Origin of the sequence: Bradyrhizobium sp. 26S5 (assembly GCF_036923295.1) — a bacterium.
GTDB lineage: Bacteria > Pseudomonadota > Alphaproteobacteria > Rhizobiales > Xanthobacteraceae > Bradyrhizobium > Bradyrhizobium septentrionale.
In genome coordinates, this window is sequence record NZ_CP145948.1 from 7,185,435 (window position 1) to 7,210,287 (window position 24,853).

Below are 24,853 nucleotides of genomic sequence, written 5' to 3' on the forward strand. Positions count from 1 at the left end.
TTCATGCGACTGAGCGGGGGAACGTCCGCGCGGCTTGGTGCAAGCTGGGACGGCAGAGGCACCAATTTTGCGCTGTTCTCGGCTAATGCGGAGAAGGTGGAGCTGTGCCTGTTCGACGGCCAGGGCCGCCGCGAGCTCGAGCGGATCGAGCTGCCGGAGCGCACCGAGGACGTCTGGCACTGCTACCTCAACGATGTCTCGCCCGGCCAGCTCTACGGCTATCGCGTCTACGGGCCGTATGCGCCGGAGCGCGGCCACCGCTTCAACGCCAACAAGCTGCTGCTCGATCCCTACGCCAAGCGGCTCGCCGGCCGGCTGGTGTGGAGCGATGCGCATTTCGCCTACCGCACCGGCAGCGCGCGCGAGGATCTCTCGTTCGACCGGCGCGACAATGCCCGCGGCATGCCAAAGGCGATCGTGGTCGACGAGACCTTCAACTGGGGCCGCCGCGAGATCCGGCCGCACATTCCCTGGGAAGACACCATCATCTACGAGGCCCACGTCAAGGGCCTGACGCAGAAGCGCGAGGACGTGCCGCCGAATTTGCGCGGCACCTATGGCGGCTTGTCGTCGCCTGCGATGATCAATCACCTCAAGCGGCTCGGCGTCACCACCATCGAGCTGTTGCCGATCCACGGCCTGATCGACGACCGCGTCCTGGTCGAGAAGAAACTGTCGAACTACTGGGGCTACAACACCATCGCGTTCTTCGCGCCCGAGGCGCGCTACGCCCAGGACAATGCGCTGGATTCCTTCCGCACCACGGTGGCGCGGCTGCACGATGCCGGCATCGAGGTGCTGCTCGACGTCGTCTACAACCACACCGCCGAGGGCAACCATATGGGCCCGACGCTGTGCTTCCGCGGTATCGACAACGCCTCCTATTACTGGCTGAACCGCGAGAACCCGCGCTTCTATGACGACTTCACCGGCTGCGGCAGCTCGGTCAACCTCACCCATCCGCGCGTGCTGCAGATGGTGATGGATTCGCTGCGCTACTGGGTCGAGGTCTGCCACGTCGACGGCTTCCGCTTCGATCTCGCCACGACGCTGGCGCGCGGGCCGAACGGGTTCGATCGCAACCATCCCTTCCTCGCCGCGATCCGCCAGGACCCGGTGCTGGCGACCGTGAAGATGGTCGCCGAGCCCTGGGATCTCGGTCTCGGCGGCTACCAGGTCGGCGCGTTTCCGTCGCAATGGTCGGAATGGAATGACCGCTATCGCAGCGCGATGCGGCGCTACTGGAGCGGCGAAGGCAGTTTGATCGGCGACATCTCGGGCCGCATGACCGCTTCGTCAGACCTGTTTCACCACGACAACCGCGCGACCCGCGCCAGCGTCAACCACATCACGGTGCATGACGGCTTCACGCTCGCCGACCTCTTCAGCTACAACGAGAAGCACAACGAGGCCAATGGCGAGGACAATCGCGACGGCTCCAACGACAATCACAGCAACAATTGCGGGCACGAAGGGCCGACCGACGATCCCGCGATCATCGCGCTGCGGCGCCAGCTCCGGAAGAACGCGCTGGCCTGCCTGCTGCTCGCACAGGGCACGCCATTGGTGCTCGCCGGCGACGAGGTCGCCAACACGCAAGGGGGCAACAACAACGCCTATTGCCAGGACAATGAGACCGGCTGGATCGGCTGGGAGAACCTCGGCACCGACGACGACGCCATCGGTTTCATCGGCCATCTCACCGCGCTGCGCCGCCGCTTCGGCCAGATCCGCTGCCAGCGCTGGCTCGACGGCCGCCGCACCGACGGCAGCTATGGCGTATTGTGGTTGACGCCCGCGGCCGAGGAGATGAAGGAATCCGACTGGAAATTCCCGGAGAGCCGGTTCCTCGCCTACGTGCTGGGGCCGATCGAACCAGGGCAGGAGCCGATCTTTATCGTGCTGAATGCCGCGCCGCAGGAGATCGTGTTCAGGATGCCGAGGATAGCGGAATACAGCAGCTGGCAGCAGGTCTTGAGCACGACCAGGGCGGAGCAAACGGCGGAGCAATTCGCATCCGGCGCCGATGCCACGGCACCGCCGCGCTCGGTGCTGGCATTTGCAGGCTCCGCATGAGCACACAGCATTTCGGCGCTGAGCTGACACCCGATGGCACCCGCTTCCGGCTGTGGGCGCCCGCGGCCAAGCGCGTCGATCTGCTGCTCGACAAGCCGGATACGCGGAGCCGCGATGAGCACGCGCTGACGCGTGACGCCGCCGGCTGGTATGTCGCCGAAATCCCGGGTGCGCGCGCCGGCACGCGCTATAAATTCCGCGTCGATGACGAGGTCGATGTGCCCGATCCGGCCTCCGCCTTCCAGCCGGACGACGTGTTCGGCCCGAGCGAGGTGATCGATCACTCCGCCTTCAAATGGCGCGCGACCGAGTGGCGCGGACGTCCCTGGCACGAGGCCGTGATTCTCGAAGCTCACGTCGGCACCTTCACCCCGGAGGGCACCTACCGCGCCATGATCGACAAGCTCGATCACCTGGTCGCGACCGGCATCACCGCGCTCGAACTGATGCCGCTCGCGGATTTCGCAGGCAAGCGCAACTGGGGCTATGACGGCGTGCTGTGGTACGCACCCGACAGCGCCTATGGCCGCCCCGACGACCTCAAGACGCTGATCGACGAAGCGCATCTGCGCGGGCTGATGGTGATGCTCGACGTGGTCTATAACCATTTCGGCCCGGAGGGGAATTACCTCGGCCGCTATGCGCCCACCTTCTTCAGTGACGCACATACGCCGTGGGGCAATGCGATCGATTACCGGATGCCAGAAGTGCGCGCGTTTGCGATCGGCAGCGTGGTGAGCTGGCTGCGCGACTATCGCTTCGACGGGCTGCGCTTCGACGCGGTCAACACCATCGTCGAAGCCGGCGAAATCTTCGTCATCCATGACTTCAGCAAGGCCGCCGGCAAGCTCGCCGCCGAGACCGGGCGGCAGATCAATCTCGTGCTCGAGAATGGCGACAACATCGCAAGCCTGCTGGATGCCACCGAAGACCCGCCGCACGGCAAATTCCGCGGACAGTGGAACGACGACTATCATCACGCCTGGCACGTGCTGCTGACCGGCGAAACGCAGGGCTACTATGGCGACTACCGGGCGCCGAAGCAGGATCTCGCCCGCGCGCTGTCGTCCGGCTACATCTACCAGGGCGAAGTCTCGGAGTTCTGGGGCGGCAAGGCCCGCGGCGAGCCGAGCGGCGCGCTGTCGCCGACCTGCTTCATCAACTTCCTGCAAAACCACGACCAGATCGGCAACCGGCCACTCGGCGATCGCCTTGTCAGCATTGCGAAACCGGAAGCGGTCGAGGCGGCCTTGGCGGTCACGCTGATCGCGCCGACCACGCCGATGCTCTTCATGGGCGAGGAATGGGGCGCGACGACGCCCTTCCCGTTCTTCTGCGATTTCAAGGGCGACCTCGCCAACGCCGTCCGCGCCGGGCGGCGCAAGGAGTTCGCCTGGGCCTATGCCAAATATGGCGACGACATTCCCGATCCGCTCGCCGACGAGACGGTGCGATCGGCGGTGCTCGACTGGGCGGCGCTCGGCCACGATCCGGCGCGCGCGCGGCTTGCGCTGGTGCGCGACCTGCTCGCCGTCCGCCGGCGCGAGATCACGCCGCGGCTTGCAGGAGCCCATTTCGGCGACGCCAGCGTGGCGGGCGACCTCTTGACCACCCATTGGCGGATGGGAGACGGCCGCACGCTGTGGCTGATGGCCAATCTATCGGATCGCGCCATCACCGGCGAAGTGGAGCCAAAGGGAACTGCGATCTGGGGCGGCGCGTTGTCGAGCGACCTCCCCGGCTGGGCGGTGCGCTGGCACATCGGATAGCATAATGCCTTCGGCGATCCCGATCGCGACATACCGACTGCAACTCACCGCCGATTTCGACTTCGATGCCGCCGCCGGCGTCGTGCCGTATCTGAAGGCGCTCGGCATCAGCCATCTCTATGCCTCGCCCTTCACGAAGGCGCGCAAGGGCTCGACCCATGGCTATGACGTCGTCGACCACACCAAATTCAACCCGGAACTCGGCGGCGAAGAAGGCTTTGCGCGGCTCAGCGATGCGCTGAAGCAGAACGACCTCGGCCTGATCCTTGATTTCGTGCCGAACCATGTCGGCGTGCATTTTGCCGACAATCCGTGGTGGCTCGACGTGCTGGAATGGGGACCGCTGTCGCCGCATGCGGCCTCCTTCGATATCGACTGGGACCTGCTGCCCTATCGCGCGCGCGGCGGCGTGCTGCTGCCGATCCTCGGCTCGTCCTATGGCCAGGCGCTGGAGCGCGGCGAGATCGCGCTGCGCTACGACGCAAGCGAAGGCAGCTTCTCGGCCTGGTATTTCGAGCACCGGCTGCCGATCGCGCCGGAGCGCTATGGCGAGGTGTTGCGGACCATTGTCCGCGAGGCCGCCGCCGAAGACAGTCCGGCCGGACGCGCGATGCTCGAACTCGCCGCCCGGTATCGCGGACTGCGTCACCCCAACCGCGTCGAGGCCCCGGCACTGAAGGAGGGGATCAAGGCGATCGCGGGCAGCGCAGAGATCATCGCGCGCGGGCTCGATGCTTACAGCTCCGGCGAGGACCGCCCTGCCCAGACGCTGGCGTTGCATCACCTGCTGGAGCGGCAGCACTACAAGCTCGGCCACTGGCGGCTCGCCTCCAGCGACATCAACTATCGCCGCTTCTTCGACGTCAACACGCTGGCCGGCCTCCGGGTCGAGGACGCCGCCACCTTCGAGGCGAGCCACAGCCTGGTGAAGCGCCTGATCGCCGAGGACCGGCTGCAGGGCCTGCGGCTCGACCATATCGACGGCCTGCGCGATCCCGCGCAGTATTTCCATCGCCTGCGCCGCCTGATCCGCTCCGCGCAGGGCGCCAAGGCCAGGCCGTTCTACATGGTGATCGAGAAGATCCTCGGCGAGGACGAGAAGCTGACGAAGTTCAGCGGCGTCCACGGCACCACAGGCTATGAATGGATGAACACGATCAGTCAGGTGCTGGTCGATGCCAAAGGCCTCGAGCCGCTCAGCGAGATCTGGCGCCAGATCAGCAACCAGTCGCCGAACCTGACGCCGGTGCTGCGCGCGGCCAAGCGGCGCGTGCTGGAGACCTTGCTGACCAGCGAATTCACCGTGCTGGCGCGGCTTTTGGCGCGCATCGCCGGCGGCCATTATTCCTCGCGCGACTTCTCCGCCGACAGTCTGCGGCAGGCACTCGAGCTCTACGTGCTGCACTTTCCGGTCTATCGCACCTATCTCACCGCCTCCGGCCCGACCGCACATGACCGCGCCCTGATCGACGAGACCATCGCGCGCGCCCGCGCCAACTGGTTCGCCGCCGACGAAGGCATTTTCGATTTCCTGCGCGACGCGCTGACCATGGACCTGCTGAAGCCCGGCCGTCCCCCGCACAGCGCGCCGCGGGTGCGCCGCTTCGCGCTGAAGGTGCAGCAATTCACCGGGCCAATGATGGCGAAGTCGCTGGAGGACACTACCTTCTATCGCTACCACCGCCTGCTGGCGCTCAACGAGGTCGGCGGCGATCCCGCGGCTAGCGCGATCGCGCCCGAGCGCTTCCACGCCATGATGACGGCCCGTATCAGCGAATGGCCGCACGGCATGACGTCGACCGCAACCCACGATACCAAGCGCGGCGAGGACGCCCGTGCGCGGATCATGGCGCTTGCGGAAATCCCCGGCGAATGGACCAGTGCGGTGGCGCGCTGGAAGGTCCTGAATGCGCCGCATCTGGTGCTCGACGGCGAGACGCGTGCGCCATCGGCGACATTCGAATACATGCTGTATCAAGCCCTGATCGGCGCCTGGGATCCGGACGATGACTCCCTCGTTGCGCGCATCCAGGCCTATGCGCTGAAGGCCGCACGCGAGGGCAAGCAGGAGACCAGCTGGCTCAATCCGCACGAACCTTATGAGGCCGGCGTCAAGACCTTCATCGAGCGGATCCTCGATCGCAAAACCTCGCCCGAATTCCTCGACGCGCTGGAGACACTGGCGCTACGCACCGCGCTGATCGGCGCGCTCAACTCGCTCAGCCAGATCACGCTGAAGGCGACGATGCCGGGCGTGCCGGATTTCTACCAGGGCACCGAAGGCTGGGATCTTTCGCTTGTCGACCCCGACAACCGCCGTCCGGTTGATTTTGCCGAACGCGCAGGAACGCTGGCGGCGCTGGAGATGCCGGATTGGGGCGCACTGGCGCAGAGCTGGCGCGACGGCCGCCTGAAATTCGCGTGGACGCGGCATCTCTTGCGGCTGCGCAACGAGCTGCCCGACGTCTTCACCAGCGGCAACTACCAGCCGCTCGCCGTCAACGGCCCGCACCGCGACCACGTCATTGCCTTCGCGCGGCGCCATGGCCGCGCGGCGGTCATCGTCGCGGTGGCGAAATCATTTGCGCCGTTTACCCAGGGCGGACGGAGCTGGCCGCGTCCCGAGGCCTTCGAAGGCGAGATCGACGTGGCTGGATACGCGCTCCCGGGCGGCGAAAACAGGATTCAGCTTTCAGCGCTGTTCGCCAATCTGCCGGTCGCGGTACTGAAGGCGAAGGTCGCGGCGGGCGCGAAGCAAGCCTCGAGGCGTGCGCGCTCGCACGGCTAGCCCCGCGGATCAGCGCTTGGTCAGCAGCAACTGTCCGCGCTTCCGAATCGCAATCTGCGCGACTTCGGCGAAGCGCTGCAGCAGCCAGGGCAGCGTCACCTCGAGGCGCACATGGCTATCCTCGACATCGAGATGCCCGGCCGCGACCTGCCCCAGCGCGCGGACGCGAAAGCTCATGCGGTTGTCGTCCCAGCGCTCCTCATCGACGCTCAGCGCCGGCACGTTAACTGCCGCTCGCGACAGGCCCGTCTTCAAGCGGCGCATGGCCTCGTCGCGGCCAAGGCTGTGGGGAATCGAAACGATCAGCGGCGCCGACATCGCGGTACACTCCTCCATGGATTCCGATCATGTAGTTCTGTTCCTCACAAATGGAAGATATGTGGACTTTATCGCGCCGCGAGTGCTGGAACCTTCACAGTTCCGGTTTGTTTCCTCACGCGAAGGGCAGAGACCACAGGCCCACGGAGCTGAGGAGAGCTTGAGATGTCACTTGGAACGATCATCCTTATTATTCTGGTCATTGCGCTGCTTGGCGGCTTCAGCGGCATCGGCGGCGGACCGTTCTACGGCACCGGCTATTATGGCGGCGGCGGTCTCGGCCTCGTGATCGTGATCCTGCTGATCCTGCTGCTGCTCGGAAGGCTGTAGCGCGTGGCAGTGCTGTGCCCGATCCACATCCACATCAACAACTGTCACCCGCGAAAGCGGGTGATCCAGTATTCCAGAGCCGTAGACGATTAAGCCGATAAGCCGCGGCGTACCGGACCCGCTTTCGCGGGGTACGACGACCTAAGCCAGCGACACAGACTTGCCCAACATTTGCTACTGTGCCGCGAGCTTCTTCATCGCCGCCTTGATCGACGATGCCGCATCCTCGTAGCCGTCCCACGCCTTGGTCTTCGCCAGCAGCGCCGGCACCGTCCGCACCGTATACTTCTTCGGATCGAGATCGCCGCGCAGCTGCGGCCAGGTCAGCGGCATCGACACCGTCGCGCCCGGACGCGCCCGCGGCGACAGCACCGCGACCGCCGTCGAGAGCCGGTCGTTGCGCAGATAGTCGAGGAAGATCTTTCCGGTTCGCTTGGCTTTGGACATGTTGATCAGATAGCGCTCGGGGTCGTCCTGCGCCATCCACTGACAGATGCCTTGCGCGAATGCCTTGGCTTCCTTCCACGTCACCTTGTCCCTGGCGCCTGCGAGCAGCGGTGTCACGACGTGAAGGCCCTTGCCGCCGGTGGTCTTGCAGAAGCTTTCGAGGCCAACGGCCGACAGCCGCTGGCGCATGTCCTTGGCAGCATCGATCACGTCGCTGAACGCGACGTCGGGCGCGGGATCGAGATCGAACACCAGCCGGCCCGGCGTGTCATAGGCATCGGGCGCGCAATTCCAGGGATGCAGTTCGAGCCCGCCAAGCTGCGCCACCGCCGCCAGCCCCTCGACCTGGTCGATCTGCAGATAGGGTTTGCGGTCGCCGGACACCTTGGCGAGCTTCAGGAGCTTCGATGTGCCGGCCATCGCGTGACGCTGGAAGAAGGTCTCACCCTTGATGCCATCAGGGGCGCGCACGATCGAGCATGGCCGGCCCTTGAGATAGCCGATCATCCATGCGCCGACCGCCTCGAAATAGTTGGCGAGGTCGAGCTTTGTCACCGGCGTGCCGTCGCCGGCATCGGGCCACAATGCCTTGTCCGGATGGGAAATGGCGACGCCCATCACCTCGCCGGAGGATTTCCCGGATGATCTTCCTTTGGCCATCGGCTTCACCACTTTGGTCACGATCGGCCGCTCGGCCTCGACCTCATGCGCCGGCTTGTCCTGGCGCAGGCCCTTGAATGCGGCCTGGCGGATGTTGCCGGCATCGGTCCAGCCGGCGAACTCGATCTCGGCGACCAGCTCCGGCTTCAGCCAGTGCACGTCGCGGGTTTTCTTCGGCGCGTCCTTGCCGCCGAACGGGCTCTTGTCGGATGCCGCCGCCTTCAGCGCCGGCATGATGCGGCGAACCGTGTCCTGGCCGAAGCCGGTGCCGACGATGCCGACAAAGGCCAGATGCTCGTCGCGATAGACGCCGGCCATCAGCGAGCGGAACTTGCCGTTGGTGGTCTTCCAGCCGCCGATCACCACCTCATGGCCGGCGCGGATTTTTGCCTTGGTCCAGTCATCGGACCGGCCGGAGCGGTAGGCGCCGCCGAGCCGCTTGGAGACGATGCCTTCCAGCCCGAGCTTGCGCGCGGAATCCAGCACGGCCTCGCCGCTCTCCTCGAAATGTTCGACATAGCGGATCAAGGGGTTCTTGCCCTTGCGTGCCGCAAGCAATTCCTTCAGCCGCGCCTTGCGCTCGGTGAGCGGCAGCGGGCGGAGATCCTCATTGCCCGCAAACAGCAGGTCGAAGGCGTAGAAGATCAAGTGATCCGTCTTGCCGTCGGACAATGCCGCCTGCAGCGTCGAGAAATGCGGCATGCCGCCCTCGTCGAGCGCGACGATCTCACCGTCGATCAGGACGTCAGGCAGCTTGGCGGCTTCCTTTGCGATCGCGCCGAACTTGTCGGTCCAGTCGAGCGCCTTGCGGGTCTTAAGCACGGCCTCGCCGTTCTCGACGCGAAGCTGCACGCGGTAACCGTCGAACTTGATCTCGTGGCACCAGCCCGCTCCGTTAGGCGGACTCTCGACCGCGGCACAGAGCTGCGGCGGAACGAAATCCGCCATCTCCGCCACCCGCTTCGGCTGCGCCTTTGACGGCGCCTTCAATTGTGCATTCAGTTGCACCTTTAGTTTTTCCTTGGGCGGCGGCGCCTTGGTTTTCGCGCGCGCGTCCGCGGCCATACCATGATTGGAGTGCCAGACCGCGTCCGCTTTGGCCTTGCCGTTGCCCTTGGCCAGCATGAACGGCTTCGGCGCCCGCCCCTTGCCGGCGGCGATTTGCGCCATCGAGCGGCCGGAGGCCACCGAGCGGTCCTCCTCGAGGATCGCCTCGCCGTTGCCGTCCACGGCATATTCGTCGCGGTGCTTGATCAGGAGCCAGTTGGTGCGCTTGCCGCCAAAGCGGTCGTTCTTCATCCGCACCAGCACCCAGCTGCCGTGCAGCTTGTCGCCATGAAGTGTGAACTTCAGGTCGCCCTTCCTGAAGCCGCGCTCGGGATCAACAGATTCCCAGGTGCCGCGGTCCCAGAGCTGCACCGTGCCGCCGCCGTACTGGTCTTCGGGAACCGTCCCTTCGAAATCGCCATAGTCGAGCGGATGATCCTCGACCTCGACCGCGAGCCGCTTGTCATGCGGATCGAGCGAGGGCCCGCGCGTCACCGCCCAGGACTTGAAGACGCCGTCGAACTCGAGCCGAAAATCATAATGCAGCCGCGTCGCGTCATGCTTCTGGATCACGAAGCGCCGCTGAGTCGCGGGCGCGACCTTGACATCGCCCGACGGCTCATTGGTCTTCTCGAAGTCGCGTTTCTTGCGATAAGTGGTGAGGTTTCTCAGCGACACGTACAGGCCTCGGCGCAAACGGCGGCCGCCGCGAGCCTGCGGCCATCAGGAACCAAAACCTACGGTATCCGTTCAAGTTCCAAACTCAAGCTGTTTGGAGGCGATCATGGCCGCTCCCCGCGCCTACTGGAAAGGCACGCTCAAACTGTCGCTGGTGTCGTGCTCGGTGGCGCTCTACCCGGCCTCGACGGCGGTCGAGAAGACCCGCTTCCATATGATCAACCGGGAGACCGGCAACCGGCTGAAGCAGCAGATGGTCGATGCCGAGACCGGCGACGTCGTCGAGGGCGACCAGAAGGGCCGCGGCTACGAGGTCCGCAAGGGCAAATATGTCGAGATCGAGAAGGACGAGCTCGAGGCGGTCCAGATCGAGAGCAACCACACCATCGATATCGATTCCTTTGTGCCCGAGGGCGAGATCGACAAGCGTTATCTCGACCACCCCTACTACATCAGGCCGGACGGCAAGGCCGGCGCCGACGCGTTCGCGGTGATCCGCGACGCCATGAAGGACCAGGACCGCGTCGCGCTGGCGCGCATCGTGCTGACCAACCGCGAGCACGTGATCGCGATCGGGCCGCTCGACAAGGGCATGCTCGGCACCACGCTGCGCTACCCGTACGAAGTCCGTGATGCCGACGATTATTTCGACGACATCAAGAGCCCGAAGGTCACCAAGGACATGATCGAACTCGCCGGCCACATCCTCGACAGCAAGGCCGCGCATTTCGACCCATCGAAATTCAAGGACGAGTACGAGACCGCGTTGAAAGCGCTGGTACGCCGCAAGGCCGCCGGCAAGCCGATCAAGGCCGTCGAGCGTGAGGAGAAGCCCAGCAATGTGGTGAACCTGCTGGACGCGCTGAAGCAGAGCCTGAAAGACCGGAAAGGCGGCGCAAAGCGCGCGCACTCCAGTGCGCGCCGCCCGACCTCGCACCGCCATGCGGCGAAGAGGGCGCACCAGTCGAGCGCGCGGTCGCGGAAGGCGGGGTGAATTGAATTTCACGCGTCGTGCCCGGGCTTGACCCGGGCATCCATCCTCTTGGCCAGAAAGACGTGGATGGCTGGGTCAAGCCCGGCCATGACGAAGGTAGACGGACGGCGCCCTACCGCTTCTTCGCAGCCTTGCGCTTCTTCGCCGTCTTCTTGGCCGTCTTCCTGGTGGCCTTCTTCGGCACCTTCCGCCCCTTGGCGCGGGCCTCGGATAGTCCGATCGCGATCGCCTGCTTGCGGCTCGTCACCTTCTTCTTCGAGCGGCCGCTGCGCAGCGTCCCGGCCTTGCGTTTCTTCATCACACGCTCGACATCATCAGATGCCTTCCGCGAATATTTCCTTGCCATGGCTTCTCTCCCGCTAAGCGAAACCAAGCCTCGATAGGAGCGAAAGTTCCGCTCGGTGTCGTCGCCCGGCTTGCCGCCTTCGCAAAAGCTTCGGCGCGCCCGGGGAGCATGGCCTCGTCGAAGCCTTGGCGTAGACGGGACCGGGCGACCCAGTATTCCAGAGACGTCAGCGGTTGAACGGAGAAGCCGCGGCGTACTGGATGCCCCGCCTTCGCGGGGCATGACAGCTCAGTCCGCCGCGCGCAGGCGGTAGCCGATGCCGGTCTCGGTCAGCACGAATTGCGGGCGCTCGGGATCGGCCTCGATCTTCTGGCGGAGCTGGCGGACATAGACGCGCAGATATTGCGCGTCGGTCAGTTCGTCCCACAATTCCTTCAGCAGGAAGCGATGAGTCAGCACCTTACCGGCGTGCTGCACCAGCACGCGCAGCAGGTCGTATTCCTTCGGCGACAACTTGATCTCCTTGTCGCCGACCTTGACGATCCGGCGCACCAGATCGACCGAGAGATCGCCGGAGCGGAACACCGGACGCTCGCCCTGCACCTGCAGCTGGTGCCGCAGCGCCGCGCGCAGCCGCGCCAGCAATTCGTCCATGCCGAACGGCTTGGTCAGGTAATCGTCAGCACCGAGGTCGAGCGCCTGCACCTTGCCGGCCTCGTCGCCGCGGCTCGACAGCACCACGATCGGGACGCTCTCGTTGCGGCCGCGGATCATGCGCAGGAGATCGTGGCCCTGGATATCGGGCAGACCGAGATCGAGGATGATCAGCGCCGGGCCCTCGCCCAGCATCTCCAGCGCCAGCTTGCCGTTGGACGCCTCGAGGATGTCGTAGCCCTGCGTGCTCAGCCCCATCCGCAGCAATTTGCGGATCGGTGGCTCGTCATCGATGACCAGGACCTTGATGGGGATAGCATTCATGCAGCAGTGTCCAGCGCGTTGGTGTCGGCCGTAACAGGCAGGCGGATGGTGATGACGGCGCCGGTCCGGTCGGCGCGGTTGGCCGCCGCGATCGTGCCGCGCATCGCCTCGACGAAGCCGCGCGAGATCGCAAGGCCGAGGCCGGTGCCGGGGCGGACATGGTCGCCCTTCTCGGCGCGATAGAACTTGTCGAACACGCTTTCGAGCTCGGCGGCCGGAATGCCGTTGCCTTCATCGAGGATCTGCAGCGTCACCGCGTCACGGTCGCGGCCGCCGCGGATCGAGATCGTGGTGTCCGACGGGGCATATTTGGCGGCGTTGTCGAGCAGGTTGAACAGCACCTGCTCGAACAGCACGGCGTCGAGCTCCAGCATCGGCAGGTCGGCCGCGAGCTCCAGCGACACCCTGTGGTGGACCAGGATCTTGCCCGCCCGGCGCAATGCGCTGCCGACGATTTCGCCGACATCGTGCCGCGCCGTGTTCGGCACGATCGCGCCCGATTCCAGCTTGGTCATGTCGAGCAAATTGGCGATGAAGCGGTTCAGCCGCTCGGACTCGTCGATCACGGTGGCAAGCAGATCATGCTTCTGGGCGTCGCTCAGGCTGGCGCCGAGATCGCGCAGCGCCGAGGCCGAGCCGAGCACCGAGGCGAGCGGCGTCTTTAGATCATGCGAGATCGAGGTCAAGAGCGCGCCGCGCAACCGGTCGGATTCGACCGTGCGCTTGACCCGGTCCATGTCCTCGACCAGCAGCACGCGCTCGATCGCCAGCGCGCCCTGGTCGACCAACGCATCGAGCAGCCGGCGCTGGTCCGGCGTCAGCAGCGGCCCGGTGCGGTCGTCGTCGATGCCGATCACGCCGATCGGGCCGCGGCCGGTGCGCATCGGCAGGAACAGCCGTTTTCCGCCCGGCAGCGTGTCGGAACCGCGGCCGGCCGGGCGATCGTTGCCCCAGGCCCAGTTGGCGGCGGCAAGATCAGCCTGGTCGAGCTGGTCTTCCGGCGGATAGCCGGTCTTGACCGCCAACAATCCGTCCTCCGGCAGCAGCAGCACCACCCGTACCTTCAGCATCAGGGCGATCTGATAGGCGGTCGCCCACAGCACGTCGTCCAGCGTCGCGGTGCCGGCGAGCTTCCGGCTGAAAGCGTAGAGCGATTCAGTGGTACGGACGCGGCCGATCGCGGTGTCGGCCTGGACGCGCACCCGCGCCGCGACGTTGGAGACGATCAGCGCGATCAGCATGAAGAAGAAGAACGCCGCGACATTGGTCGGGTCGGTGATGGTGAAAGTATAGACCGGCGGCAGGAAGAAGAAATTGTAGCACAGCGAGGCGGCGACGCTCGCGAGCAGCGACGGCCACAGGCCGTAACGCGCCGCGGCGCCGACCACGGCGGTGAGGAAGACGAGGTCGACATTCTCGATGCCGAAGAACGGCTGGATCAGCTTGGCGGCGCCGAGGCCGATTGCCACCAGCAGCAGCGACATCAGATAGGGCCGCGGATTGAACGGCTCCTGCCGCTGCGCGGTCTGCACCGCCGCCTTGCCGACCGGCAGTTCGTCGCCGGCGATCACGTTGACGCTGATATTGCCGGCGCGGCGCACCAGATCGTGCACCACGGAGCCGTGCGTCAGCTCGAACCAGCGCGAGCGCGTCGACTTGCCGATGATGATCTGGGTGACGTTGTTGGCCTGGGCAAAATTGATGACGTCGTCGGCGATGCGGCGGCCGACGCCGGGAAGCGTCAGCGCCTCGCCGCCGAGCGATTCGGCAAGCCGCATGGTGTCGGAGAGCCGGTCGCGCTGCTCGTCGGTCAATTGCAGGCTGCGCCGCGTCTCGATGCTGACGGCAGTCCATTGCGCATGCAGCCGGTCGGCCAGACGTTTCGTGTAGCGGACGAGGCCGGCCGCGCGCGGGTCCTCGCTGAGGCAGACCAGGATGCGCTCACCCGCCGCCCAGGGACCCTGGATGGCATTGGCCTGCATGTGGGTGAGCAGCTGCTCGTCGACCCGCTCGGCGGTGCGGCGCAGCGCCAGCTCGCGCAGCGCGGTCAGATTGCCGGGCGAGAAATAGTGCTCCAGCGCCCGCTCGGCCTGCTTGGGCACATAGACCTTGCCCTCCTTCAGCCGCTGGATCAGATCGTCCGGCGTGAGGTCGATCAGCTCGATAGCGTCGGCGCGATCGACCACCGAGTCCGGCACGGTCTCGCGCACCCGCACATGGGTGATCTGCGCGACGACGTCGTTGAGGCTCTCGATGTGCTGGATGTTGATCGCGGTGTAGACGTCGATGCCGTGCGACAGCAACTCCTCGACGTCGAGATAGCGCTTGGGATGCCGGCTGCCCGGCGCATTGGTATGGGCAAGCTCGTCGACCAGCGCGAGCTGCGGCCGCCGCGCGATCAAGGCGTCGAGGTCCATTTCCTCGAGCGTCTGGTCGCGATAGGCCAGCCGCTTGCGCGGCAGCACTTCGAGGCCCTTCAGCAGAGCCTCGGTCTCCACCCGTCCGTGGGTTTCGACCACACCGACCACGACGTCGACGCCCGCCTTGAGGCGGGCGTGGGCGCTCGTGAGCATCTCGTAGGTCTTGCCGACGCCGGGGGCTGCGCCGATGAAGATCTTCAGCCGTCCCGAACGATCGGCCTCGCGGCGCGCCGCCTCCAGCAGCGCATCCGGCGAGGGTCGTTTTTCAGGGTCGCGCTGATTGGCCATACCGCAATATAGTCATCCTGCGAGTGGCGGCCTACTCCCCTATTTCGCGTTTGCCGCGTCCAGCGCCAGGTTGAGCGCAAGAACGTTAACGCGGGGCTCACCGATCACGCCGGCGAAGCGGCCCTGGGTGTTCTGCGCCACCAGCTGACGCACCGCGTCCTCGGACATGCTGCGCGCCTTGGCGACCCGCGGCACCTGGAACAGCGCGGCATCCGGCGAGATGTCCGGATCGAGGCCGCTGGCCGAGGTGGTGACGAGATCGACCGGCACGCTGGCGGACGGATTCTCCGCCTTCAGCTTCTCGACATCGTCCTTGATGCGGTCGTTCAGCGCCTTGCTGGTCGGGCCGAGGTTGGAGCCGCCGGAATTGGCTGCGTTGTACGGCGCCGGCACGGTCTTGGAGGAGTCGTTCGGATCGGGCGCCACCGTCGCCGACGGCCGGCCGTGGAAGTATTTGTCCTCCTTGAACTCCTGCCCGATCAGGGCGGAGCCGATCACCTTACCGTCCTTCTCGATCAGGCTGCCTTGCGCCTGCCTCGGAAAGATGACGCCGGCGATCCCGGTAATGGCGAGCGGATAGGCAAGGCCCGTGATCGCGGTCAGCAGGACCAGCACGAGGATGGCGGGACGAATTTCTCTCAACATGATTGCGGCTCCTTAAGCCAGGCCCAGGGCGGCGACGATGAGGTCGATCGCCTTGATGCCGATGAACGGGATGATGATGCCGCCGAGGCCGTAGATCATCAGGTTGCGGCCGAGCAGCGCACCGGCACCGACGGCGCGATACTTGACGCCCTTCAGCGCCAGCGGGATCAGCGCGATGATGATCAGCGCGTTGAAGATGATCGCCGACAGGATCGCACTCTGCGGGCTTGCCAGCCGCATCACGTTCAGCACCTCGAGCTGCGGATAGAACGCGAGGAACATCGCCGGGATGATCGCAAAATACTTTGCGACGTCGTTGGCGATCGAGAACGTGGTGAGCGCGCCGCGGGTCATCAACAGCTGCTTTCCGATCTCGACCACCTCGATCAGCTTGGTCGGGTTGGAGTCGAGGTCGACCATGTTGCCGGCCTCGCGGGCGGCCTGCGTGCCGGTGTTCATGGCGACGCCGACATCGGCCTGCGCGAGCGCCGGCGCGTCGTTGGTGCCGTCGCCGCACATCGCGACCAGCTTGCCCTTGGACTGCTCGTCGCGGATCAGCTTGAGCTTGTCCTCGGGCGTTGCCTGCGCCAGGAAGTCGTCGACGCCGGCCTCGGCCGCGATCGCGGCCGCGGTCATCGGATTGTCGCCGGTGATCATCACGGTGCGGATGCCCATGCGGCGCAATTCCGCAAAGCGCTCGCGGATACCGCCCTTCACGATGTCCTTCAGGTGCACGACGCCGAGCAGCTTGCCGTCCTTGGCGACGGCCAGCGGCGTGCCGCCGGCCTTGGCGATCTCGTCGGCGATCGACTGGATCTCGCGCGCTTCCGCGCTCATCGTCGCCGCAACCGCACGGACGGTGTTACCCGATGCGACGGTGCGGGGCGAGCCGCCGTCGACATAGCTGAGGATCGCGTCGACCGCGCCTTTGCGGACCGACGAGGAGCCGGCATCGATGCCGCTCATGCGGGTCTGCGCGGTGAACGGCACGAAGGTCGCGGCAAGCTCATGCATGTCGCGGCCGCGGATGCCGTACTTCTCCTTGGCGAGCACCACGATCGAGCGGCCCTCCGGCGTTTCGTCGGCCAGCGAGGCGAGCTGCGCCGCGTCCGCAAGGTCCTGCTCGGAGACGCCGCGGATCGGGCGGAACGCGGTGGCCTGGCGGTTGCCGAGCGTGATGGTGCCGGTCTTGTCCAGCAGCAGCGTGTCGACGTCGCCGGCGGCTTCCACCGCGCGGCCGGACATCGCCAGCACGTTGAAGCGCACCAGGCGGTCCATGCCGGCGATACCGATCGCCGACAATAGCGCGCCGATCGTGGTCGGGATCAGCGTGACGAACAGCGCCACCAGCACCACGACCGAGATCGAGCCGCCGGCATAGGCCGCATAGCTCGGGATCGTCACCGTCGCGAACACGAAGATGATGGTGAGGCCCGCGAGCAGGATGTTGAGCGCGATCTCGTTCGGCGTCTTCTGCCGCTCGGCGCCCTCCACCAGCTTGATCATGCGGTCGATGAAGGTCGAGCCCTGCGCCGCGGTGATGCGGACGCGGATCCAGTCCGACAGCACCTGGGTGCCACCGGTGACCGCCGAACGGTCGCCGCCGGATTCGCGGATGACCGGCGCGGATTCGCCCGTGATCGCCGCTTCATTGACCGAGGCGACGCCTTCGATCACCTCGCCGTCCGACGGGATGTTGTCGCCGGCCTCGACCAGCACGACGTCGCCGACCTTCAGCGAGGTGCCCGGCACCATGCGATAGGTCCGGTCGGTGCCGGTCAGCAGCTTGGCCTGGCTCTCGGTGCGGGTCTTCTTCAGCGATTCCGCCTGCGCCTTGCCGCGGCCTTCAGCGACCGCTTCGGCGAAATTGGCGAACAACACCGTGAACCAGAGCCAGAGGATGATCTGGAAGGTGAAGCCGAGGTTGGCGCCACCGGTGACGAGGTCGCGCACGAAGATCACGGTGGTCAGCGCGGCCACGACCTCGACGACGAACATCACGGGGTTCTTCGCCATCAGGCGAGGATCGAGCTTGACGAAGGCCGACCAGATCGCCGGCACCAGGATCTTCGGGTCGAGCATGGTCGACGCCGTCACCTGCTTCTGCAGTTTCATGGTTTCCATGGATGTTACTCCGAACGTATTCGATCAGAACAGGGTGTTGGCGTTCATGGCGAGGTGCTCGACGATCGGCCCGAGCGCCAGCGCCGGGAAGAAGGTCAGGCCGCCGATGATCAGGATCACGCCGATGACGAGGCCGACGAACAAGCCGCCGGTGGTCGGGAAGGTGCCCGCCGAGGCCGGGATCGACTTCTTCTCGACCAGCGATCCCGCGATCGCCATCGCCGGCACGATCATGAAGAAGCGGCCGACGAACATCGCAGACGCGAGCGTCAGGTTATAGAACAGGGTGTTGCCGGTCAGGCCCCCGAACGCCGAGCCGTTATTGCCGGTCGCCGACGTGAAGGCATAGAGCACCTCGGTGAAGCCGTGCGGGCCGGCATTGGCCATCGAGGCCACTGCTGACGGCAGCACCACGCCGACCGCGGTCCAGCCGAGATACATCAGCGGCAGCACCAGGATCGCGAGCATCGCCATCTTGACTTCGCGCGCCTCGATCTTCTTGCCGACATACTCAGGCGTGCGGCCGACCATCAGGCCGGCGACGAAGATCGCCAGCACGACGAACAGCAGCATGCCGTAGAAGCCGGCGCCGACGCCGCCGATGATGACTTCGCCGAGTTGCATGTTGATCAGCGGGATCATGCCGCCGAGCGCGGTGAAGCTGTCATGCATGGCGTTGACCGCGCCGCAGGACGCGGCGGTGGTGACGACGGCGAACAGCGAGGACGCGACGATGCCGAAGCGGACCTCCTTGCCCTCCATGTTGCCGCCGGTGAGCCCGAGCGCCTGCAGCGCGGAGGTGCCGTTGGCTTCCGCCCAGTAGGTGACGATGACGCCGGCGAGGAACAGGATGCCCATCACGCTGAAGATCGCCCAGCCTTGGCGCTCGTTACCGACCATGCGGCCGAACACGTTGGTCATCGCCGCGCCAAGCGCGAAGATCGAGATCATCTGCACGAGGTTCGACAATGCGGTCGGGTTCTCGAACGGATGCGCGGCGTTGGCATTGAAGAAGCCGCCGCCATTGGTGCCGAGCATCTTGATCGCGACCTGCGAGGCCACCGGTCCGAGCGCGATAGTCTGCTTGCCGCCTTCCAGCGTGGTGGCGTCGACATAGGCGCCGAGCGTCTGCGGCATGCCCTGCCAGACCAGGAACAGCGCATAGACGATGCAGATCGGCAGCAGCACATAGAGCGTGCAGCGCGTGACGTCGACCCAGAAATTGCCGACCGTGCGCATCGACGAGCGGGTAAAGCCGCGGATCAGCGCCATCGCGAGTGCGATGCCGGTCGCCGCCGACAGGAAGTTCTGGTGGGTCAGGCCGAGCATCTGGACCAGATAGGACAGCGTGCTCTCGCCGCCGTAGTTCTGCCAGTTGGTGTTGGTGATGAACGAGATCGCGGTGTTGAACGAGAGATCCTCGGCCACGGCCGACTGTCCGGCCGGGTTGAACGGCAGCACCGCCTGCAGCCGCATCAGGCCGTAGATCAGAGCGAAGCCGCCGACATGGAACAGCAGCATGGCGACCGTATAGGTCAGCCAGTGCTGCTCGCGCCGCTCGTCGACGCCGCCGACCCAGTAGATCGCGCGCTCGACCGGGCGCAGCACAGGCGAGAGGAAGGTGTGCTCGCCGTTGAACACGCGGGTCATGTACCAGCCGAGCGGTTTGACCAGCGCGATCACGATCGCGCAAAACAGAATAATTTGAATCCAGCCGATGACGGTCATTGCGTCAAGCCTTTCGAATGGGTGCGAAGCGCAGCAGCGACGCGAACAGGCCGAGCAACAGCCCGGTCAGCACCGCGTCGGCTAGCAGAATTGTGCAAAGCGCGAGCATCGCGATCGCCTAGAAGCGTTCGGGCCGCAGCAAAGCGTAGGTGAGGTAGAACAACAGGCCGAGCGAGACGAGGCCGGCGAGCGAGTAATCGAAGATCATCGCCGCCTCCCTTACAGTCGTTCGCAGGCGTAGGCGTAGCCGATGCCGGCCGCGAAGAAGCCGATCCCGAGCGCCGCCATGAGAATGTCCATCATGTGAGACTCCTATGCGTCACAGGGCGCGGGCAACCGCATAAGCGCTCCGCGCCGGATGGTGGTGAGGTGCCATCCGGGGCATAGGTTTTCGAGATGTGGCGCATAAGGACGTTATAGGAATCCTATAAGTGCCGCGGGCTCTCCGGCGTCGTCCTGGCGCAAGCCAGGACCCATTACCCCAAATCTCAATCGTTGCGCGACGCTGGGGCCACGATCCCGCTCATCACCGAATGCGGTGGTTATGGGTCCTGGCTTTCGCCAGGACGACAGGACCCGTTCCATCTTTATGGAATCCCTATATCTCCGCCCCTCGCTTCATCTCGTTTTCAAATGGCTATCCGGCCATTTTGGGCCTGCGGCCAATGCCTCGAGCCACTCCTTCTTGGGCCGCGCGTAGAACGAGATGACGTCATGTCCGTGCTATCCCAAAACTCCTCGACCGACCTCGGCGACCGGCTGCGCGACGCGTATGCGGTCACTGCCGAGTTCATGGCCGACATCATCAGCCAGACCTGCCGGCGCTTTCCCTCGGTCGGGCAGAACGGCAAGAGCGCCCGGGTCGAGCGCCTGATCCAGTCCGGCGCCTGGACCGATGCAGCGATCGCGCTGCTCGATCTCGAACTGCCGCAATGGCAGGTCCGCCGCCTGGTCTATGACGAGGGCGAATGGCATTGCGCATTGTCGCGCGAACGCGAACTTCCGGACTGGCTCGACCAGTCGATCGAAACCCACCATACCGATCTTGCGCTGGCGATCCTCAGCGCCTTCGTCGAGGCACAGCGGATCTCTGCGCCCGACAGCCGGACCAGCGTACCCGCCGTCCGTCGCGACACGCGCTCGCTCTACGAGCCGCTGTTCGTTGACAATATCGGCTGATGGCGGCGCCGTCGTGAACACCAAGCAACTGCCGCGGCAGCTGCAATCGGCCCAGGTCCTGGTCCGGTTCGGCTTCCGGCTCGCCATCATGATCGGCTTTGCCGTCTTTGCCGGCGCAGGCTTCGGCAAGGGCCTCGTCACGCTATTGTGGATGTCGGCGCTGATCTGCGCGCTGGCCGGGCTCGTCAGGCGCGAGATGCCGTTTGCCAAAAACCTCAATCACTGGGACGAGATGACCGCCTATGTCGCGCTGTGCGCGCTCGGCACCGGCATCGTCCAGCGCCTCTGAAATCACCCTCAAATCCTATGCCGCTCCTATGAAGTCGCTGGTCGCACGCGCTCGATTTCATATCCGGCAAATCAGACATTTGATCGCGTGACTGTGACCAAAGTGTTTTCGAGCGAAGTGGATACCGGTTCGCGTGAAGAAAACGCGTCAAAAACTAAAGAGCAAGGACTACCACCGTGAAACTCGTCGAGCCTCCCTCGTGTAGCGCAGGGTCCACCATCGTCTTCATCGGCCGCAACCACCGCGGCCAGTGGGTCGCCCAGCAACAGAACGGCCTCTATGGCGGCCTGTTCGTCAACCGCGCCCAGGCCGTCAAATACGCGCTGTTCGAGAACGGCCAGCACCCTGAAATGATCGTCGAGCTGTCGCGCGAGATCGAGCTCGATATGCGCGGCGAGACCGCGAACCTCCCCGCAAGCCGCGTGGCCTGAGCCACCCCCATGACTGCGAAAGTGGTGACTGCGAAAGCGGCTTCGAAAGCGGACACGGCCGAATGGCTGTCGGGCTTCATCCCCGATCTTCCGACCCCCTTCAACCATCAGGGCGAGATCGACGCCGAGGCGTTCGGCCGGCTGTGCGAGCGCCAGATCGCGGCCGGCGCGACCGCGCTGGTGGTCGGCGAGACCGCGGGCGAAAGCTCGACGCTGGAGCCTGCGGAGCGCGTGCAGCTGGTTCGCATCGCAGCCGGCGTCGCGCGCAAGCGGGTCCGCATCATCGCCGGCGCCGGGTCGAACGCAACCGATCGCGCGGTCATGTTCACGCGGGCCGCGGCGGCGGCCGGCGCCGACGCCATCATGTCGGTCGTGCCCTATTACAACAGGCCGATGCCGCAGGGCATGGCGGCGCATTTCCGCGCCATCACCGCGGCCACCACGCTGCCGGTGATCCTGCACGACATCCCGTCGCGGACGGTGAAGGGCCTCATCGACGAGACGCTGCTCGAGCTCGCCGCAGCGCCACGCATCGTGGGATTGCGTGACGGCGGCGGCGACGTCGCCCGCCTGGCGCGCCTGCGCTCACGCCTGCCGGCAACGTTCCGGATGCTGACGGGCGACGACAATTCGTCGCTCGCCTATATCGCGGCCGGCGGCGATGGCTGCATCTCAGCTGTGGCGAACGTCGCGCCCGATCTGTATGTGGCGGTTCACAGGCATTTCCGCGCGGGACGGTTGTATCAGGCGCGGGAGTTGCACCAGCGGCTGGTGCCGCTTGCGACCCTGCTGGAGCGCGAGCATCCCGCCGCATTGAAATTCGCGCTGGCGCTGCTCGGGTTCATGCAGCCGTCGACGCGGCTGCCGATCGTCCAACTCAACGGATCGGCGAAAGCCGAGCTCGCGCAGGCGATGGCCGAGCTTGCCGACGAGTACCTCGCCGCCGCGCAGTGAGATTGGCGGCCCCGGCGCTAGTCATCGCAATGCACAATGGCCCGCGCCGGCATCGCCCGTGACAGCACGCCCCATATTGAGGTTCCGAAGCGGCGCCCCATATTTTCGGCAAGGGAGTGCTTGCCGTGCAGACCTTAAGGGCAGCCCTCGTTGCGGCGGCCGCGCTCATCGCCCTCTTTGTCTCCATCCGTCCCGGTGCCGCGGAGGGCAACAGCCGCCTCGCCGTGACCGTTTCGATCGATGGAGCCATCGGGCCGGCGTCGGCCAGCTATGTGAAGGGCGCACTGGCCAAGGCCGCCGAACGGCGCGCCGAGCTTGTCGTGCTGCGGCTGAATACGCCGGGTGGTCTGAACACCAGCATGCGCGAGATCATCGCCGACGTGCTTGCCTCTCCTGTCCCCGTGGTCGGTTATGTCGCCCCCTCCGGCGCCCATGCGGCAAGCGCCGGGACCTACATCCTCTATGCGACGCACATCGCGGCGATGGCGCCAGGCACCAATATCGGGGCCGCAACGCCGGTGCAGATCGGCGGCGTACCGGGCCTGCCCGGTCCCGACAAGGACGCCAAGGATGGTGACCGCCAGCAGCAACCGAAGGATACCATGACGGCGAAGGCGACCAATGACGCCGTCGCTTTCATCCGTAGCCTCGCCGAGCTGCGCGGCCGCAACGCCGACTGGGCCGAGAAGGCGGTGCGCGAGGCCGCCACCCTGTCCACCAACGCTGCGCTGCAGGCCAATGTCATCGAGATCATCGCACGTGATCCGGCCGATCTGCTCAGACAGGTCGACGGTCGGACGGTGGAGGTCGCAGCCGGCAAGACGCAACGGCTTGCGACGAAGGACATCGCGATCGAAGCGATCGAGCCGGGCTGGATCTCGCGCCTGCTTGCGGTCATCACCGATCCCAACGTCGCGTTCATCCTGCTGATGGTCGGCATCTACGGGCTGATCTTCGAATTCATGTCGCCCGGCATGGTCGCCCCGGGGGTCGTCGGCACGATCTGCCTGCTGCTCGGCCTCTACGCCCTCAATCTGCTGCCGACCAACTACGCGAGCTTCGCCCTGATGCTGGTCGGGATCGCGCTGCTCGCCATCGAGGCCTTCAACCCGACGGTCGTGATCGGCGCCGGAGGGCTTGTCGCCTTCGTGCTGGGCGCGCTGATGCTGTTCCGGGACGAGACGCCGGGCTACGGCCTGTCATGGTGGGTCATCGGCATCACCGCGGCGGCGCTTGCCGCTTTCCTGGTTGCCGTGCTCGGCGCGCTGCGCCGCGCCGCGAAAGAGCAGCTGCGCCTCGGTGCCCAGGCCATGCAGGGCCTGTCGGCCGAGGTGCTCGACTGGTCCGGGACATCAGGTCACGTCTTCACCAATGGCGAGCGCTGGCAAGCGCGTGGCACCGAGACGTTCCAGTCCGGAGAGACGGTCGAGGTCGCCAAACTGATCGATTTGACGCTGGTGGTGCGGCGCGCGCCGATCGCCACCGGCAGGGAGGTACAGCATGATGCTTGATTATTTCGGCTATGCGGCACTGGCGCTGGTTGTCGTGGTATTCCTGACGCAGGCGGTTCGTGTCCTGCGCGAATATGAGCGCGGCGTCGTCTTCACGCTGGGCCGCTTCACGGGTGTGAAGGGCCCCGGGCTCTTCCTGTTGATTCCGATCGTGCAGCAGCTGGTGAAGGTCGACCTCAGGGTGGTGGTGCAGGTGGTGCCACCCCAGGACGTGATTTCGCGCGACAACGTCTCGGTCAAGGTCAACGCCGTTCTCTACTTCCGCATCGTCGATCCCGAACGCGCCATCATCAAGGTCAGCGATTACATGGCTGCGACCAGTCAGCTTGCACAGACCACGCTGCGCTCGGTGCTCGGCAAGCACGAGCTCGACGAGATGCTCGCGGAACGCGACCGGCTCAACGCCGATATCCAGGAAATCCTCGACAAGCAGACCGACGCCTGGGGCATCAAGGTGACCGGAATCGAGATCAAGGATATCGATCTCAACGAAACCATGGTGCGGGCGATCGCCAAGCAGGCCGAGGCGGAACGGTTGCGGCGCGCCAAGGTGATCAACGCGATGGGCGAGCAGCAGGCCGCCGAGAAGCTGGTCGAAGCCGGGCGGATCCTCGCCCAGGAGCCGCAGGCGATGCAGCTCCGCTATTTCGCGGCACTGCTTGACATCGCCGGCGAGCGCTCCTCAACCGTGGTGTTTCCGGTGCCGATGAATCTGCTCGATCACCTGACGCGCCGCAGCGAGGCAACCTGACCCGGCTGATGCTTGGCCCGCCAGGCCGGTCCGGGACCGAGCATGTAGTGCGCCTCGGGCCGGTAAACGCTGATCGGCTCCTCGCCGATCCAGGCGAGGAATTTGAACAGTCCCTCTGCCGCGCTGCGCTGCAGGACACGGATCGATGAAACGACACGCATC

General features: G+C 65.6%; 21 protein-coding genes. 11 read left to right on the top strand and 10 right to left on the bottom strand.

The window, feature by feature from the left end:
- The first annotated feature begins 3 nt into the window (after positions 1-3).
- From glgX to treY, 3 genes are read left to right on the top strand one after another with little or no spacing between them, the layout of a single operon-like run.
- Entirely contained in the window at positions 4-2,076 is a 2,073-nt protein-coding gene (gene glgX, locus V5279_RS33895) for a glycogen debranching protein GlgX (RefSeq protein WP_338691409.1), read from the top strand.
- Positions 2,073-3,845, top strand: coding sequence for a malto-oligosyltrehalose trehalohydrolase (gene treZ, locus V5279_RS33900; RefSeq protein ID WP_338691410.1), 1,773 nt, complete (start codon positions 2,073-2,075; stop codon positions 3,843-3,845). Before glgX ends, treZ begins: the two co-directional genes overlap by 4 nt.
- A gap of 4 nt (positions 3,846-3,849) precedes the next feature.
- Positions 3,850-6,633, top strand: coding sequence for a malto-oligosyltrehalose synthase (gene treY, locus V5279_RS33905; protein ID WP_338691411.1), 2,784 nt, complete (start codon positions 3,850-3,852; stop codon positions 6,631-6,633).
- Between the two features lie 9 nt (positions 6,634-6,642).
- On the opposite strand, the gene V5279_RS33910 is transcribed toward treY, so the two are convergent.
- On the bottom strand, positions 6,643-6,951 hold the full coding sequence (locus tag V5279_RS33910; RefSeq protein ID WP_338691412.1) for a polyhydroxyalkanoic acid system family protein: 309 nt from the start codon (positions 6,949-6,951) through the stop codon (positions 6,643-6,645).
- A gap of 165 nt (positions 6,952-7,116) precedes the next feature.
- Here V5279_RS33910 and V5279_RS33915 point away from each other — a divergent pair, with 165 nt between their 5' ends.
- Complete coding sequence (locus tag V5279_RS33915; protein WP_076865768.1) at positions 7,117-7,281, top strand: DUF3309 family protein; 165 nt, start codon at positions 7,117-7,119, stop codon at positions 7,279-7,281.
- 174 nt (positions 7,282-7,455) lie between these two features.
- Here V5279_RS33915 and ligD read toward each other — a convergent pair whose 3' ends face one another.
- Complete coding sequence (gene ligD / locus V5279_RS33920) at positions 7,456-10,113, bottom strand: DNA ligase D (RefSeq protein WP_338691413.1); 2,658 nt, start codon at positions 10,111-10,113, stop codon at positions 7,456-7,458.
- 106 nt (positions 10,114-10,219) lie between these two features.
- Here ligD and V5279_RS33925 point away from each other — a divergent pair, with 106 nt between their 5' ends.
- Complete coding sequence (locus V5279_RS33925; protein WP_338691414.1) at positions 10,220-11,107, top strand: Ku protein; 888 nt, start codon at positions 10,220-10,222, stop codon at positions 11,105-11,107.
- Positions 11,108-11,219: 112 nt separating this feature from the next.
- On the opposite strand, the gene V5279_RS33930 is transcribed toward V5279_RS33925, so the two are convergent.
- From V5279_RS33930 to V5279_RS33960, 7 genes are all read right to left on the bottom strand, one after another.
- The gene (locus tag V5279_RS33930) at positions 11,220-11,453 is read right to left on the bottom strand and encodes a DUF6496 domain-containing protein (protein WP_338691415.1); all 234 of its coding nucleotides are present in this window, start codon (positions 11,451-11,453) and stop codon (positions 11,220-11,222) included.
- Between the two features lie 228 nt (positions 11,454-11,681).
- On the bottom strand, positions 11,682-12,371 hold the full coding sequence (locus V5279_RS33935) for a response regulator (protein WP_029079080.1): 690 nt from the start codon (positions 12,369-12,371) through the stop codon (positions 11,682-11,684).
- Positions 12,368-15,079 carry a sensor histidine kinase KdpD gene (locus tag V5279_RS33940; RefSeq protein WP_338691416.1) on the bottom strand — a complete coding sequence of 904 codons (2,712 nt, stop codon included), beginning with the start codon at positions 15,077-15,079 and terminating at the stop codon, positions 12,368-12,370. Before V5279_RS33940 ends, V5279_RS33935 begins: the two co-directional genes overlap by 4 nt.
- Positions 15,080-15,118: 39 nt before the next feature.
- On the bottom strand, positions 15,119-15,724 hold the full coding sequence (locus V5279_RS33945) for a K(+)-transporting ATPase subunit C (protein WP_338691417.1): 606 nt from the start codon (positions 15,722-15,724) through the stop codon (positions 15,119-15,121).
- Positions 15,725-15,736: 12 nt separating this feature from the next.
- The gene (kdpB, locus tag V5279_RS33950; protein WP_166304069.1) at positions 15,737-17,848 is read right to left on the bottom strand and encodes a potassium-transporting ATPase subunit KdpB; all 2,112 of its coding nucleotides are present in this window, start codon (positions 17,846-17,848) and stop codon (positions 15,737-15,739) included.
- A gap of 24 nt (positions 17,849-17,872) precedes the next feature.
- Complete coding sequence (gene kdpA / locus V5279_RS33955) at positions 17,873-19,576, bottom strand: potassium-transporting ATPase subunit KdpA (protein ID WP_338691418.1); 1,704 nt, start codon at positions 19,574-19,576, stop codon at positions 17,873-17,875.
- 118 nt (positions 19,577-19,694) lie between these two features.
- A complete protein-coding gene (locus V5279_RS33960; RefSeq protein WP_016846764.1) occupies positions 19,695-19,784 on the bottom strand; it encodes a K(+)-transporting ATPase subunit F in 90 nt (29 codons plus the stop codon).
- 506 nt (positions 19,785-20,290) lie between these two features.
- Between V5279_RS33960 and V5279_RS33965 the strand changes: the two genes are divergently transcribed.
- The 6 genes from V5279_RS33965 (at position 20,291) to V5279_RS33990 (ending at position 24,691) form a co-directional block, all read left to right on the top strand.
- Positions 20,291-20,755 (top strand): hypothetical protein, encoded by a 465-nt coding sequence (locus V5279_RS33965; protein WP_338691422.1) that lies wholly within the window; start codon positions 20,291-20,293, stop codon positions 20,753-20,755.
- Positions 20,756-20,768: 13 nt separating this feature from the next.
- Entirely contained in the window at positions 20,769-21,044 is a 276-nt protein-coding gene (locus V5279_RS33970; RefSeq protein WP_338691423.1) for a hypothetical protein, read from the top strand.
- Between the two features lie 176 nt (positions 21,045-21,220).
- Positions 21,221-21,475, top strand: a complete 255-nt coding sequence (locus V5279_RS33975) for a hypothetical protein (protein ID WP_338691424.1) — start codon at positions 21,221-21,223, stop codon at positions 21,473-21,475.
- A gap of 9 nt (positions 21,476-21,484) precedes the next feature.
- Positions 21,485-22,429 (top strand): 4-hydroxy-tetrahydrodipicolinate synthase, encoded by a 945-nt coding sequence (gene dapA / locus V5279_RS33980; protein ID WP_338691425.1) that lies wholly within the window; start codon positions 21,485-21,487, stop codon positions 22,427-22,429.
- A 125-nt stretch (positions 22,430-22,554) separates the two neighbouring features.
- Positions 22,555-23,940 carry a nodulation protein NfeD gene (locus V5279_RS33985; RefSeq protein WP_338691426.1) on the top strand — a complete coding sequence of 462 codons (1,386 nt, stop codon included), beginning with the start codon at positions 22,555-22,557 and terminating at the stop codon, positions 23,938-23,940.
- The gene (locus V5279_RS33990; RefSeq protein ID WP_166298348.1) at positions 23,930-24,691 is read left to right on the top strand and encodes a slipin family protein; all 762 of its coding nucleotides are present in this window, start codon (positions 23,930-23,932) and stop codon (positions 24,689-24,691) included. The genes V5279_RS33985 and V5279_RS33990 overlap by 11 nt, the downstream gene beginning before the upstream one ends.
- Here V5279_RS33990 and V5279_RS33995 read toward each other — a convergent pair.
- The gene (locus V5279_RS33995; protein WP_338691427.1) at positions 24,661-24,852 is read right to left on the bottom strand and encodes a hypothetical protein; all 192 of its coding nucleotides are present in this window, start codon (positions 24,850-24,852) and stop codon (positions 24,661-24,663) included. The two genes, V5279_RS33990 and V5279_RS33995, sit on opposite strands and share 31 nt — an antisense overlap.
- Position 24,853 lies beyond the last annotated feature (1 nt).